Annotated in this window: 14 protein-coding genes and 1 riboswitch; of the genes, 7 read left to right on the top strand and 7 right to left on the bottom strand. The window is 53.9% G+C overall.

The genetic code is table 11. The features are described 5' to 3' along the window. Positions 1–15: 15 nt before the first annotated feature. A riboswitch (S-adenosyl-L-homocysteine riboswitch) is annotated at positions 16–92 on the bottom strand. A gap of 28 nt (positions 93–120) precedes the next feature. Continuing rightward, entirely contained in the window at positions 121–1,323 is a 1,203-nt protein-coding gene (metK, locus tag BMZ14_RS07490) for a methionine adenosyltransferase (RefSeq protein WP_074796279.1), read from the bottom strand. 129 nt (positions 1,324–1,452) lie between these two features. On the opposite strand from metK, the gene dapF reads away from it, so the two are divergent. The 6 genes from dapF (at position 1,453) to BMZ14_RS07520 (ending at position 7,593) form a co-directional block, all read left to right on the top strand. Then, positions 1,453–2,280, top strand: a complete 828-nt coding sequence (gene dapF / locus BMZ14_RS07495; RefSeq protein WP_074796570.1) for a diaminopimelate epimerase — start codon at positions 1,453–1,455, stop codon at positions 2,278–2,280. 16 nt (positions 2,281–2,296) lie between these two features. After that, a complete protein-coding gene (locus BMZ14_RS07500) occupies positions 2,297–2,971 on the top strand; it encodes a DUF484 family protein (RefSeq protein ID WP_074796572.1) in 675 nt (224 codons plus the stop codon). Beyond that, complete coding sequence (gene xerC / locus BMZ14_RS07505) at positions 2,968–3,903, top strand: tyrosine recombinase XerC (RefSeq protein ID WP_074796281.1); 936 nt, start codon at positions 2,968–2,970, stop codon at positions 3,901–3,903. Before BMZ14_RS07500 ends, xerC begins: the two co-directional genes overlap by 4 nt. Before the next feature lie 81 nt (positions 3,904–3,984). After that, positions 3,985–4,521 (top strand): ATP-dependent protease subunit HslV, encoded by a 537-nt coding sequence (gene hslV, locus BMZ14_RS07510; protein WP_074796283.1) that lies wholly within the window; start codon positions 3,985–3,987, stop codon positions 4,519–4,521. A 141-nt stretch (positions 4,522–4,662) separates the two neighbouring features. Further along, positions 4,663–5,994 (top strand): ATP-dependent protease ATPase subunit HslU, encoded by a 1,332-nt coding sequence (gene hslU, locus BMZ14_RS07515; protein ID WP_074796285.1) that lies wholly within the window; start codon positions 4,663–4,665, stop codon positions 5,992–5,994. A gap of 246 nt (positions 5,995–6,240) precedes the next feature. Next, complete coding sequence (locus tag BMZ14_RS07520) at positions 6,241–7,593, top strand: DEAD/DEAH box helicase (protein WP_074796287.1); 1,353 nt, start codon at positions 6,241–6,243, stop codon at positions 7,591–7,593. Between the two features lie 141 nt (positions 7,594–7,734). Here the strand turns inward: BMZ14_RS07520 and BMZ14_RS07525 are convergent, their stop codons facing one another. The 6 genes from BMZ14_RS07525 to BMZ14_RS07550 form a co-directional block, all read right to left on the bottom strand. Next, positions 7,735–8,928, bottom strand: a complete 1,194-nt coding sequence (locus BMZ14_RS07525) for a BaiN/RdsA family NAD(P)/FAD-dependent oxidoreductase (RefSeq protein ID WP_074796289.1) — start codon at positions 8,926–8,928, stop codon at positions 7,735–7,737. 31 nt (positions 8,929–8,959) lie between these two features. After that, positions 8,960–9,592 carry a class I SAM-dependent methyltransferase gene (locus BMZ14_RS07530; RefSeq protein WP_074796291.1) on the bottom strand — a complete coding sequence of 211 codons (633 nt, stop codon included), beginning with the start codon at positions 9,590–9,592 and terminating at the stop codon, positions 8,960–8,962. 104 nt (positions 9,593–9,696) lie between these two features. Further along, a complete protein-coding gene (locus tag BMZ14_RS07535; RefSeq protein ID WP_074796293.1) occupies positions 9,697–10,455 on the bottom strand; it encodes an HvfC family RiPP maturation protein in 759 nt (252 codons plus the stop codon). Then, positions 10,436–11,284 (bottom strand): HvfB family MNIO-type RiPP peptide maturase, encoded by an 849-nt coding sequence (locus BMZ14_RS07540; RefSeq protein WP_074796294.1) that lies wholly within the window; start codon positions 11,282–11,284, stop codon positions 10,436–10,438. Before BMZ14_RS07540 ends, BMZ14_RS07535 begins: the two co-directional genes overlap by 20 nt. Positions 11,285–11,298: 14 nt before the next feature. Next, the gene (locus BMZ14_RS07545; RefSeq protein WP_074796296.1) at positions 11,299–11,697 is read right to left on the bottom strand and encodes an EF-hand domain-containing protein; all 399 of its coding nucleotides are present in this window, start codon (positions 11,695–11,697) and stop codon (positions 11,299–11,301) included. Positions 11,698–11,841: 144 nt separating this feature from the next. Beyond that, on the bottom strand, positions 11,842–12,066 hold the full coding sequence (locus BMZ14_RS07550) for an HvfA family oxazolone/thioamide-modified RiPP metallophore (RefSeq protein ID WP_074796298.1): 225 nt from the start codon (positions 12,064–12,066) through the stop codon (positions 11,842–11,844). Positions 12,067–12,568: 502 nt separating this feature from the next. Between BMZ14_RS07550 and dksA the strand changes: the two genes are divergently transcribed. Further along, positions 12,569–12,991 carry an RNA polymerase-binding protein DksA gene (gene dksA / locus BMZ14_RS07560; RefSeq protein WP_074796302.1) on the top strand — a complete coding sequence of 141 codons (423 nt, stop codon included), beginning with the start codon at positions 12,569–12,571 and terminating at the stop codon, positions 12,989–12,991. Positions 12,992–12,993 lie beyond the last annotated feature (2 nt).

Here is a 12,993-nt window from a genome sequence, read left to right on the forward strand (position 1 = left end):
AAGCAATCTCCTGAAAATGAACGAGCGCCGTTGTTGCAATCCTTCCTTGCCGAGCCTCGCGGGACTTGCCCGTTGCAGCGCTCCTCGGCAGGGAAGAGGTTGAAGCTGACTTGAAGAAACTTAAGCCCGGAGACTCATTGCCTGGGCTTCCATCGCGATTTCGATTCCCGCTTCAGCGCTCAGTTGCGCGGCTTTATCGGTTGCTTCCCAGGTGAATTCCGGTTCATCCCGTCCAAAATGGCCATATGCCGCGGTCTTTTCATAGATAGGACGCAGGAGGTCGAGGCTGTGAATAATGCCGCGCGGGCGCAGGTCGAAATGACGCTCGATCAGTTTGACGATTTCCTCGTCGGAAATCTTCCCCGTGCCGAAGGTATCGACCATCAATGAAACGGGGCGCGCCACGCCTATAGCGTAGGCCATCTGGACTTCACATCTGCTCGCGATACCCGCGGCAACGATGTTCTTGGCCACGTAACGCCCCGCATAGGCCGCGGAACGATCCACCTTGGACGGATCTTTCCCTGAAAATGCGCCGCCGCCGTGATGGGCGGTACCGCCGTAGCTGTCCACGATGATCTTGCGGCCAGTCAGGCCGCAGTCGCCCATGGGTCCTCCCACTACAAAGCGCCCGGTGGGATTGATGAGGAAGCGGGTATCGCCATTCAGCATCTTTTTCGGAAGCACCGGCTTGATGACTTCTTCGATTATCGCTTCGCTTAGCTGCGCATGAGAAATGTCCGGATGGTGCTGGGTTGAGATCACGACGGTTTCAATCTGCTGTGGCTGCCCATCCTGATAGCGTACCGATACCTGCGACTTTGCATCGGGGCGCAGCCACGGCAGACGTCCATCTTTTCTCAGTTCTGCTTGCCGCTCCATGAGACGATGGGCATAGAAGATAGGCATGGGCATCAATTGCGGTGTCTCGTCGCAGGCATAACCGAACATGAGTCCCTGATCGCCTGCACCCTGTTCCATTTCCTCTTCTTTGGTACGGTTGACTCCCTGAGCAATATCGGGAGACTGTTTGTTGAAAGCGGTTAGCACCGCGCAGGTATGATGATCAAAGCCGATTTCGGAACTGTTGTACCCGATACGCTTGACCGCCGCACGCGCCACCTGCATATAGTCTACGTTAGCCTCGGTGGTGATTTCGCCCGACATTACAATCAGGCCGGTACTGCACAGCGTCTCGCAGGCAACCCGCGCGTTGGGGTCCTGGGCCAGGATGGCATCCAGGATTGAATCGGAAATCTGATCAGCCACCTTGTCGGGATGACCCTCGGACACGGATTCGGAAGTAAAAAGATATTCGCTCATGTTGTCCCAGCCGTTTTTGTCGTAAAAGGTCTAGAATACCAAATTATGTATCTATTAAGAAGACGAATAGTAATGTAATGCTTGCACCGGTCTTTGTATTTCCTCCTGCCGCCTCCATTTGCCGTTCAGATGAAGCTCAAGTTCACTAAAATGCATGGTTTGGGAAATGACTTCGTTGTCATTGACGGTATAAATCAATCTGTTTCCCTTAGTCCGGAACAATTGCGCCAGCTTGCCGACCGTCACCTTGGTATCGGTTGTGATCAGATCCTGCTGGTAGAAACAGCTGAAGGACGCGCTGATTTTCGCTATCGCATCTTTAATGCCGATGGAGGCGAGGTGGAGCAGTGTGGCAATGGAGCCCGCTGTTTTGTTCGCTATGTGCATGACCGCGGAATGACAAGCAAGAATGAAATAAGGGTCGAAACGCTGAGCGGCGTTATTATGCCCAGACTGGAAGCCAATGGGGACGTTACCGTCAATATGGGCATACCGAGATTTGAACCACGCGAAATTCCATTTATCGCTGAGCAGCGGGCACCGGCATATTCACTCGATATCGGCGGCAAGGAGGTGGAAATCAGCGCTGTATCCATGGGCAACCCTCACGCGGTGCAATGGGTGCCGGATGTAGATCATGCTCCGGTATTGACCGAAGGCCCGCTCATCGAACATCACGCACGTTTTCCTCAACGGGTAAATGCAGGTTATATGCAGCTTGTGGACCGTCATCATATCCGACTTCGGGTATATGAGCGGGGCGCCGGCGAAACGCTTGCCTGCGGCACCGGTGCGTGCGCGGCGGCAGTAGCGGGAATCCAGCACGGATTGTTGGAGTCGCCGGTGAAGGTCAGCTTTGGAAGCGGCGACTTGCTTATACGCTGGGAAGGCGAAAATCAGCCGGTCTGGATGACTGGCCCCGCAGTCGCGGTGTTTGATGGAGAGATCAACCTATAGTCTCAACATGGAAAATATGAAATTCAGTTCCGAAGACGTAGCCCAATATCTGCGAGAACATCCGGAGTTCTTCGAGGAATATGCCGAGATGCTCACGGGGATCCAGGTCCCTCATCCTCACGGCGGTCGCGCAATACCGATCAGCGAGCGTCAAATCGTCGCGCTGCGGGATAAGAATCGCGTCTTGCAGGACAAATTGGGCGAGCTGATCAGATTTGGCGAAGAGAACGGCGCTATTACCGAAAAAATGCACCGGCTGTCTGTCGCGCTACTGGCTTGCGATCGTTTGACCGATTTCATGCATGGGCTGAACTTTCATTTGCGCGAAGATTTTTCAGTGCCTCATCTCGCGCTGAGGTTGTGGGATATAAGTGCCGAAGACATGGAATTGCCGGAGTTCACTCCAGTCAGTACTGATATTCACATCCTGGCCGACAGCCTGCTGCATCCTTATTGCGGTTCCCATGTATTGGACGAAATTAAAGGCTGGTTCGGGGAGGACGCCATCCGTCTGCGCTCTTTCGCGATTGTGGCGCTGCGGGCTGAGCGAACCATGGGTCTGCTGATCATGGCCAGCGAAGATCCCGAGCGGTTTTATCCGGAGATGGGAATAATCTACCTGGCGCAGCTTGGTGAACTTGTAAGCGCCGCCTTACGACGTTTCACCAAGCCGCCAAATAGCGCAAAATGACATCCAGTACCAGCCATCCCGAACTTGCCTCTGCCTATCTCTTCCATCTTGCCAAAGAACGGCGTTTGTCACCACTTACTTGCGAAAGCTATGGGCGCGATATCGGTGTCTTGCTAAAACTCGTAGAACAAGCGAAGAAGGAAGCGGAAGCCGAAACTGGAATATCGCTCGCTCGATTGCAAGCACATCATATCCGCCGCTTTGCCGCCCAACTCCACGCGAGCGGTTTTTCAGGCAAAAGCCTGGCCAGAATGTTGTCAGCCTGGCGCGGCTTTTACACCTACCTGACGCGGGATCACGGTTATGTTTGCAATCCCTGTGCCGGTATACGCGCGCCAAAGTCGCCAAAAACCTTGCCGCATACGCTTTCACCTGATGAGGCCGCAAAGTTGCTGGAGTTCTCAACCGATGACTTGATGGCGTTACGCGACAAAGCCATGTTCGAGCTGTGCTATTCGTCCGGGTTGCGGCTGGCAGAACTCGTGGACCTGAAACCCGAGGACCTGAGCCTGTCCGACGGCATGGCGCGGGTTACCGGCAAAGGCGGCAAAACCCGCATTGTGCCGATAGGCAGCAAGGCGGCGCTGGTTTTGCATGAATGGATGAAGCAGCGTGAGACGCTGGCCAAGGCCGGCGAGTCCGCCTTGTTCCTGTCCCGATACGGCAAAAATATCAGTCGCAGGTCTATCGGCCAGCGGCTTAAAATCGTAGCGGCCCGGCAGGGAATAAGCGCCAACACCCATCCCCACATGTTGCGGCACTCGTTCGCGTCACACCTTCTGCAGTCCAGCGGGGATTTGCGGGCAGTGCAGGAGATGCTGGGGCATGCCAGCATCAGCACCACGCAGGTTTATACTCATCTCGATTTTCAACATTTGTCCAAGATCTACGATGCGGCCCATCCGCGAGCAAGGAAGAAAGTGAAGAGCTGAGTTGTGTAGACATACAGTTTGCATTTCCTCTGCAAATCAGCGTTATAATTCCGGGTCCCAATCATCTCTCTCGCGCCAACCATGGTAGAACATCACGGTACAACGATACTTTCGGCAAGACGCGGGGGTCAAGTCGCGCTCGGCGGCGATGGTCAGGTAACATTGGGCGCTGTTGTAGCCAAAGCCAGCGCCCGCAAGGTGCGCAGGCTTTACCATGACAAGATACTCGCCGGATTTGCAGGCGGAACAGCAGATGCTTTTACCTTGTTTGAACGTTTTGAAGGCAAGCTTGAAAGGCATCAGGGGCATCTGATGCGTTCGGCAGTGGAACTCGCCAAGGATTGGCGCACGGATCGCATCCTGAGGCGGCTGGAAGCAATGCTGGTCGTAGCCGATCCGACCACCACTCTCATCATTACAGGCTCAGGCGACGTAATTGAACCCGAATTCGGAATAGCTGCGATTGGAAGTGGCGGCTCTTACGCTCACTCTGCCGCCCGCGCACTTCTGGAGAATACCGATATGATGCCGCTGGAGATTGTCAAGAAGTCGCTTTCCATCGCTGGCGACCTGTGTATCTATACCAATCAGAACCATGTAATCGAGGTGCTCGAGTAACGTGGAAAATGGGGTGGGATATGAGGTGGAATACAGGGGGAAAGGTGCGGCACCCCTGGACGGATAAGTATCACAGGCAAAATGTGCGCTGCCGCATATCTCTTATTTCTCACCTCTCGCATTTATCATTGATCTGAAATCATGTCTCAACTAACTCCGCAGGAAATTGTCCACGAGCTGGATAAGCACATTATTGGGCAGGACGCCGCCAAGCGCTCCGTGGCCATAGCACTCAGGAACCGATGGCGCAGACAGCAGGTAAAGGATCCACTGCGGCAGGAAATCACGCCAAAAAATATTTTAATGATCGGTCCAACCGGGGTTGGCAAGACTGAAATCGCGCGGCGGCTGGCGAAACTTGCGGATGCGCCCTTCATCAAGGTGGAGGCGACCAAGTTTACGGAGGTGGGTTATGTCGGGCGTGACGTAGACTCGATCATTCGGGATCTGGCGGAATCTGCTGTCAAACTGTCGCGTGAGCGGGAAACGCATAAAATGCGGGCTCGCGCAGAAGATCACGCCGAAGAGCGCATTCTTGATGTGCTGCTGCCACCTGCAAGAGAGATGGGTTTACAAGCGGAAGCCAGTGAGGGGGAAAACGCGACCCGGCAGAAATTTCGCAAGAAATTGCGCGAAGGGGAATTGAACGACAAGGAAATAGAAATAGAAGTGGCGGCGGCGCATACACATATGGAAATATTCGCGCCTCCGGGTATGGAGGAACTCACCACACAGATTCAAGGGATGTTCCAGAACCTGGGGGGAGAAAGAAAGAAAACCCGAAAGCTGAGAATTCGCGAGGCGATGAAATTGATTATCGATGAGGAGGCGTCCAAGCTCGTCAACGATGAGGAACTCAAGCTTGACGCGGTCCAGAATGTCGAGCAGAACGGCATCGTGTTCCTGGATGAAATCGATAAAATCACGAGCCGCTCCGAAAGCACGGGAGGAGACGTATCGCGCCAGGGGGTCCAGCGAGACCTCCTTCCATTAGTGGAAGGCACTACTGTTTCCACCAAGTACGGCATGATCAAGACTGACCATATCCTGTTTATCGCAAGTGGCGCATTTCATCTCGCCAAGCCTTCCGATCTGATTCCAGAATTGCAGGGACGCTTTCCCATCCGCGTCGAACTCGCAAGTCTTAGCGCTGACGATTTTGTACAAATCCTTACCAATACGGATGCGTGTCTGACACGGCAATATGAGGCACTCCTGGAAACGGAAGGCATCAAGCTTGAATTCACGCCTGACGCGGTGAAGCGCTTGGCGGAGATTGCCTTTGCCGTCAACGAAAAAACCGAGAACATTGGCGCGAGGCGTCTTTATACGGCAATGGAGAAGCTTCTGGAAGAGGTTTCCTTTGATGCCGAGAAGCATACCGGCAATACCATTGTCATTGATGCCGCTTATGTGGATGCGCGGCTCAAGAGCTTGTCCCAGAGCGAGGATTTGGCACGCTACGTGCTCTAGAAACAAATCCTCCCTGAAGCAGCGTGGCAAGCCCCGGAACGGATTCGTGGATTGCTGATCCCGCCCAGTGTAGATAAACACACATCTCGGGCAAATGGCGCAGCGGGATGCGATCTGTTATAATCGCTCCTTGCGGCGTTCGCTCCACGTCTTCACGCCGTCCTTTCTGTTTTTCAAACTTTATCCGTCTGCCTAAGACTGGCGTCTCGTAACCGGGACGACAGGCCGATGTTACCTTGGAGTTCTATGTCTTTCTCTATCTTCGGCCTGTCCGATGAAATCATTCGCGCCGTGACTGAATGTGGCTACACCGATCCAACTCCCATACAGCTGCAAGCGATTCCCGCTGTGCTGACTGGCAGCGACCTGATGGCCGGAGCTCAAACCGGCACTGGCAAAACGGCCGGTTTTACCTTGCCTATTCTTCACCGCTTGTCCGATAAGAGCGTTAAAGGTCCATCCAGCGGTCGGCCACCGATACGTGCATTGATTCTTGTCCCGACGCGCGAACTGGCAGCACAGGTGGAAGAAAGCATTCGCGTATATGGAAAATACCTGAAGCTGAGTTCGATGACGATGATAGGCGGGGTCAACATCAATCCCCAGATTAATCGACTGAAAAGCCGCGTCGACATTCTGGTCGCTACTCCAGGACGCCTGCTGGATCATGTGCAGCAAGAAACGCTCGATTTATCGCATGTTGAAATCCTTGTGCTGGATGAGGCCGATCGCATGCTCGACATGGGTTTCATTCGCGATATAAAAAAAATACTCGTGCTGTTGCCCAGGCAGCGCCAGAATCTGCTTTTCTCCGCAACCTTTTCCGACGAGATCCGGGCGCTGGCCGGGAGTCTGCTCAACCAGCCGGCCCTGATCGAAGTGGCGCGCCGCAACGCAACCGCTGACAATATAACGCATGTAGTGCATCCCGTAGACCGTGAACGAAAGCGCGACCTGCTTGCCTATCTCATCAAGCAGCACCAGTGGTCGCAGGTGCTGGTATTCACTCGCACCAAGCATGGGGCCAACAAGCTGGCTGAGCATCTAGTGGCGAACGGCGTTCCATCGCTTGCCATACATGGCAACAAAAGTCAGTCGGCGCGCACTCGGGCGCTGGCGGAATTCAAGACCGGCACCCTGCAGGTACTGGTAGCAACCGACATTGCCGCACGCGGAATCGATATCAGCGAACTGCCGCACGTCGTCAACTTTGAGTTGCCCAACGTGCCGGAGGATTATGTTCACCGTACCGGACGTACGGGACGCGCCGGGGCGGGAGGAGATGCGGTCTCCCTAGTGTGTGTGGATGAGCACAAACTGCTGACGGACGTCGAAAGGTTGATCAAACGGGAATTGCCTAGCAAAGTTATTGCTGGGTTCGAGCCGGACCCCCGGATCAGGGCAGAGCCGATTGTGAATGGCAGCGGCGGGGGACAACGCCCGGTGCGAAGTGGACTGCCCGGATTATCCGGTCTATCCGGGCGGGGCCAACAGAGAAGCCAGCCAGGCGCCAAGCCTCAGGTGGTCCGAATATCTGCTGGCAGGCCCGCCGGTGGTCGCGCACCCGCACTGCATCGTACGGGCGGACGTGGGCGTTAAACGGATTTATGCCCATTCCGTCTACCGCGAAGCGAGAGGGCAGACATACGATAACATACGGCTGAGTAGCACCGGCTTCTCCCAGGAATACAAGGGGCAAGGACAAGGAAGAAACTCTTAGCGTGCGGCTGATGAACGGAACTATACAAACTGCCCCGCCGCGTAACCGGATGCCCAGGCCCACTGGAAATTGAACCCGCCGAGATGTCCTGTTACGTCTATCACTTCACCGATAAAATAAAGCCCTGGTACTTTTTTCGCTTCCATGGTTTTGGATGACAACTCGCGGGTATCTATCCCGCCCAGCGTCACTTCCGCCTTCTTATAGCCTGCGGTACCGTCTGGAATAATTTTCCAGTCATGCAACTGTGTGGCAATTTGCTCCAGATCCTTGTGACTGTAACGGTTCATCGGCACTTCCGATCGTTCGCCGACGATTGCCTGCGTCCAGGCCTCTGCAAAGCGCCGCGGCAGATGTTGCGCTAACAGACTGGGCAGACGCGCGCTGCCGTGTCTGTGATCAGATAGCCACGAGGCCGCGTCTATATCCGGTAGCAGGTCGATATGAAGGGGTATACCGGGCCGCCAGTATGAAGATATCTGCAATATTGCAGGACCGCTCAAACCCCGGTGCGTGATCAGCAAATTCTCGCGGAAGCGCCCACCGTTGCAACTCACGACGGCATCAATCGAAATTCCGGAAAGCGTGGAAAAACCTGCCGGGTGTTCGGAGCCGAAGATCAGTGGAACCAGCGCCGGCCTCACAGGCGTAACCGAGAGTTTAAACTGCTCCGCGATACGATAGCCGAAAGAACTTGCGCCAATTTGCGGGATGGAAAGACCACCGGTTGCGATCACCAGTGTCTCCGCGCTTAATGTTCCTCTGTCGGTTTCAAGCATGAATCGCCCGCCACCGGCATTGGCACGGCTGACATTGTTTACGCGACACGGCATCTGCCATGTCACGCCTGCCGCCTCACACTCATGCCGCAGCAGCTCTATGATTTGCTGGGAGCTTTCGTCGCAAAATAATTGCCCCGGCTTCTTTTCGTGATAACGAATACCATGCTTCTCCACCAGCGCGATAAAATCTTGCGGAGTGAAACGCGCCAGCGCGGATCGGCAGAAGTGGGGATTGTGGGAAAGGAAGTGTTCTGGCCTGCTATGACGATTGGTAAAATTGCATCGGCCGCCACCGGAGATACGAATTTTTTCCGCCAGCTTGCTTGCGTGATCCAGGAGCAGGACCGAACGACCGCGCTTTCCAGCTTCAATCGCACACATCATTCCCGCCGCACCAGCTCCTATTACTATTACATCTTTTTTTAAGAACATAAGGGTGAGAGTGAGGATGCGGAGCGTTTTGCTATGAATCCGCCTTACGCCACAAACTGGCCAGCCATGGCTGCTGTTCCCGAGGTAGGCCCTTCGGACGATAGTAATGGGTGATTTCAATGAAATTCGCATCAGCCATATACCGCCTCCAGCATTCAATATCATGGTAGACGGCATAGCGCCCCTGGTTCCAGCCCTCCTCGTTGTTCCCCCGCGGGTTGGAGCTGAATAATACACCGCCGGGCCTCAGGGTTGCCCTGAGCTCTCTTAATACACGTGGCAATTCAGAGCATGGGACGTGAAACAGCGAAGCATTGGCGAATATTCCGTCGAAGTATTCATCGGGCAGGTCGAGATCGAGGAAATCCTGATGCCATACAGCGCAGCCGCTATAGTTGCGAGCCATTTCGACAAAACGCGCCGCACCGTCCAACCCCACTGCAACATGACCAAGTTGTGAAAAAGCCTTGAGATCGCGGCCGGGTCCGCAGCCAAAATCCAATATTATGCAAGGCGGTCTCCTCGTTAGATGCTGTAACAAGACGGTGACATTTTGCATCACATCGTGGTCTTTCGTCCCTTCCCAGAAGGCCTCGGCCCGCTCGTTGTAGCGAGCGGTTGTTAGATGGGAAATTTCCTTGAAATTTGACGGGTCGGGTTTCATGGGAGGACAGTCATGGCGAGCGAAATAAAAGCGGTTAACAGCGCATCCAGGCGGCGAGTAATACCCCGGTCGGGCTCTCGCACAGGCGACAGAACAAGAAGATGCTATTTTGCAACGCCCAGCAGCGCACCCCGCACCTGCAAATCGCGCATGATTTCCAATCCCCCTTGAATTACGACTTCCGGCGAAGGGTGACGGCTTTCCTCGGCGACGATTTCGAGCGCGGCGCGACCCGTTTGCTCGGCAGGTATCAGGAGATTTATCAGGCGCGACGTAAAAGCATTGATTTCGATAAACCTGACCTGATCGGTGGCATCGCGAAATACCAGTAAACAAGTTTCAGCCGGTGTAACACGGGCACGCGGCGGACCAATGCGGTGTACCGGCCAGTTATAACGTAGATTGGCTAACGCCGGATTCATGACCGGGCGCTGCTCGAGCAAACTGCCTTCAGTGTCGATCGTTTCCCAGGCCGGGGTGTGCGTTGAAACGGAAAGCGCGAGTTCTACCCACTCATAGTGGGCAAGTTCCAGCGCGAATTCCGGATAACCAGCAGGAATGGCGCCGGTGCTTTGCAGGAATTGGATAAACTCATCGGGTATCTGGCGAAAAAAAGGAGAGCAACTATGGTGCGTGGCAAGAAAACGCCTAACGAGCCGTGCCCATCGGCGGCTTCCCAGCACTTTCCTGAGTACCGGGAAACAAGTCAGTAGAAAGCTTTCCAGATTGCTGTATACGAGCCTCCGGTATATCCCCATACGCCGCGCTTCGATGCCCCGCGGGCAGGGGTTCGCCTTCGGGTTGCGTATATGCGCGGTAAACGCGTATTGAAAGCGCTGAAATTCAGGAAGCGGCGCAGACATGGCTCGCATTGATATGACGGGACTGAATCAGGCCGATGTGTTCGACTTCACGCATCAACTCGTCGAGAGGAGGGATATTGAAGTCGCGCTCCAGCAGCGTGGGCACGACGCCATGGATATTATAGGTTTGATCGAGCAATGACCATACCGGGTCGATCACGTCCGCGCCGTGAGTATCGATAATGATGTTATCCGCTTCATTGTGATGGCCGGCCATATGCATATAAACGACGCGGTCGGTCGGCATCGCACGGATGAACTCAACCGGATCATAACCATGATTCATACTGTTGACGTATACATTATTGACGTCGAGATGCAGGTCGCAGTCTGCCTCCGTCAATACCGCACGGATAAAGTCTGCTTCGCTCATTTCCGTAATGGGCGCACGTAAATAAAACGAGGCATTTTCGAGTGCGATGCGCTGTCCCAGGATATCCTGGGCGCGGCGAACGCGGGCCGCCACATATTTCACTGCTTCTTCGGTAAAAGGTATCGGGAGCAGGTCGTATAAATGGCCGTCGTCAGAGCAGTACGAGAGGTGCTCGGTATAAAAGAGAATGTGATGCTGATCCAGAAACTGTCGGATTTTGTGAAGCAATACTTCGTCCAACGGCGCGGGGCTGCCGATCGAGAGTGATAAACCATGGCAGACAAAAGGGTAGCGCTCCGTGAAGGCGCGTAAATCGCGCCCCGCGGCGCCGCCGAGGTCAATCCAGTTTTCCGGAGCGATTTCGAAAAAATCGATGGCTTCGGGAACGCGGGTTTTTAACGCTGGAATCAACTCGCGCCGAAAACCCAGTCCCACACGTAGCCGACCCGGGTTCATGGTAGCCAGTTAGATTACTTCTTCATCCCGCCATGGGGCGCTGTGCCCGGCGGGGCGGAGCCAGGGCCTGGCTTGGTCCCGCCGTAGCTGTCAGCTTCTGGTTGGTCCACGGCACCGTCTTTGTTGGCGTCTATCCGGTCGAATATGGCTTCATGATGCTTGAGGAACTCTTCCTTCGTGACCTTGCCGTCCTTGTTGACATCTACCATCGACATGCCGCATCTGCCTTCGCCAGATTTTGATCCACCATATTTATTGGGATCTACCTTGTCCGCATAAGCGAGCATATACCCCTTATCGAGAGATTGCATGGCGAAAGGGCTATCGGCAGCAGAAGCGACGGGGACGGTGCCGAGCGTTGCGGCAAAAGCAGAACCTATTGCGACGGAAATGAGGGTTTTCTTGTAGCGCATAGATCGTCTCCTAAAATTTTGGACAAATATTATGTCACAATTCCACGAGAGTGGGCCGTCGGCTTCCTTATGCTCGAGACCTCGCAAAGGGAAGCCGCCTCGACCGGGCAACTATAAGAATTTCATCAGGTGGAGTACTTTCTATTATTTGCTGCCACCACACTTGCCTTCGCCGCACTTGCCTTCGCCACATTTGCCTTCGCCGTCTTTTTTCCCGCTGGATTCGCCAGCATCGGCGACCATATAGCCCGCATCCAGCGCATGCAACCCAAAAGGATTGTCAGCAGCCGAAGCGACGGGTACCGCGCCAAGCGTGACGATAAAAGCGGAGCCGGCGGCTACGGCTAGGATGGATTTTTTTCCAGACATGATGTTTCTCCTGTGTATGATTTGAAAGAATAGGAATGTCGTATTGTACCCGTTGGGAAAGGGGTGTTAAAGAAGCCTGACAAGAAAGCGGGGCAAGCGCGACATAAATGTGGAACTTTTGCCACATGGATTCGGCCATGTATGAAAGCCTTGGCCGTAATAATACCTCTTTCTGAGTCGCGATAAAGATGCGTATTTTATTTTCTTAAAAGGGGTATCCAAGCAATGGAAATTCTGCAAGAATCCGTGCTGTCGTTCAATGGGGATTTCACGCGGAGGTCATTCTAAGTGCTTTCGAATATGAATCACGCGCCTTCAGATTTTCTCGTCGATGAATGTTCCCTGAACTCATCTTTTATTTTCTTCTTCAGGTTCTTATCCTGGTTGGATGTGATTTTGGTGCTCAGCACTTCAGCCGGACAGCAAATTTACTTGCTGTATAATATATTTTTCTGTAAAAGCGTCTCCATACGTAACTGAAAATATAGAAGGAACACTAAAAATGCCGCAAGAACTCCGTAAGCAAGCCATTCCTTATAAACCGAAGAAGGGAGAGGGCTATATGAGCTCAAAGCAGCTTATGCATTTCCGGAACATACTGGAAGGCATTAAAGTTGAATTGGGCCAGGATATAGACCGCACGGTTCATACCATGCAGGATGAAGCGACGATTTTCGCCGATCCGAATGATCGCGCCAGTCAGGAGTCGGACATGGCGTTGGAGTTGCGCAATCGGGACCGTGAGCGCAAGCTGATCAAGAAAATAGACGAGACCATCGCAAAAATAGATACCGGAGATTATGGTTATTGTGAGAGCTGCGGTATAGAGATAGGCCTTAAACGCCTTGAAGCCCGCCCTACTGCCACGCTCTGCATTGATTGCAAGACGCTGGACGAGATAAGGGAAAAGCAGGTAGCCAAATAAAC

This window comes from Nitrosospira briensis (assembly GCF_900115125.1).
GTDB classification, from domain to species: Bacteria; Pseudomonadota; Gammaproteobacteria; order Burkholderiales; family Nitrosomonadaceae; genus Nitrosospira; species Nitrosospira briensis_A.

Coding starts and splice junctions, on each gene's coding strand:
- metK (WP_074796279.1), bottom strand. CDS start 1,323: ATGAGCGAATATCTTTTTACTTCCGAATCCGTGTCCGAGGGTCATCCC.
- BMZ14_RS07530 (WP_074796291.1), bottom strand. CDS start 9,592: ATGAAACCCGACCCGTCAAATTTCAAGGAAATTTCCCATCTAACAACC.
- BMZ14_RS07535 (WP_074796293.1), bottom strand. CDS start 10,455: ATGTCTGCGCCGCTTCCTGAATTTCAGCGCTTTCAATACGCGTTTACC.
- xerC (WP_074796281.1), top strand. CDS start 2,968: ATGACATCCAGTACCAGCCATCCCGAACTTGCCTCTGCCTATCTCTTC.
- BMZ14_RS07520 (WP_074796287.1), top strand. CDS start 6,241: ATGTCTTTCTCTATCTTCGGCCTGTCCGATGAAATCATTCGCGCCGTG.
- BMZ14_RS07550 (WP_074796298.1), bottom strand. CDS start 12,066: ATGTCTGGAAAAAAATCCATCCTAGCCGTAGCCGCCGGCTCCGCTTTT.
- dapF (WP_074796570.1), top strand. CDS start 1,453: ATGAAGCTCAAGTTCACTAAAATGCATGGTTTGGGAAATGACTTCGTT.
- BMZ14_RS07525 (WP_074796289.1), bottom strand. CDS start 8,928: ATGTTCTTAAAAAAAGATGTAATAGTAATAGGAGCTGGTGCGGCGGGA.
- hslV (WP_074796283.1), top strand. CDS start 3,985: ATGGTAGAACATCACGGTACAACGATACTTTCGGCAAGACGCGGGGGT.
- BMZ14_RS07540 (WP_074796294.1), bottom strand. CDS start 11,284: ATGAACCCGGGTCGGCTACGTGTGGGACTGGGTTTTCGGCGCGAGTTG.
- hslU (WP_074796285.1), top strand. CDS start 4,663: ATGTCTCAACTAACTCCGCAGGAAATTGTCCACGAGCTGGATAAGCAC.
- BMZ14_RS07545 (WP_074796296.1), bottom strand. CDS start 11,697: ATGCGCTACAAGAAAACCCTCATTTCCGTCGCAATAGGTTCTGCTTTT.
- BMZ14_RS07500 (WP_074796572.1), top strand. CDS start 2,297: ATGAAATTCAGTTCCGAAGACGTAGCCCAATATCTGCGAGAACATCCG.
- dksA (WP_074796302.1), top strand. CDS start 12,569: ATGCCGCAAGAACTCCGTAAGCAAGCCATTCCTTATAAACCGAAGAAG.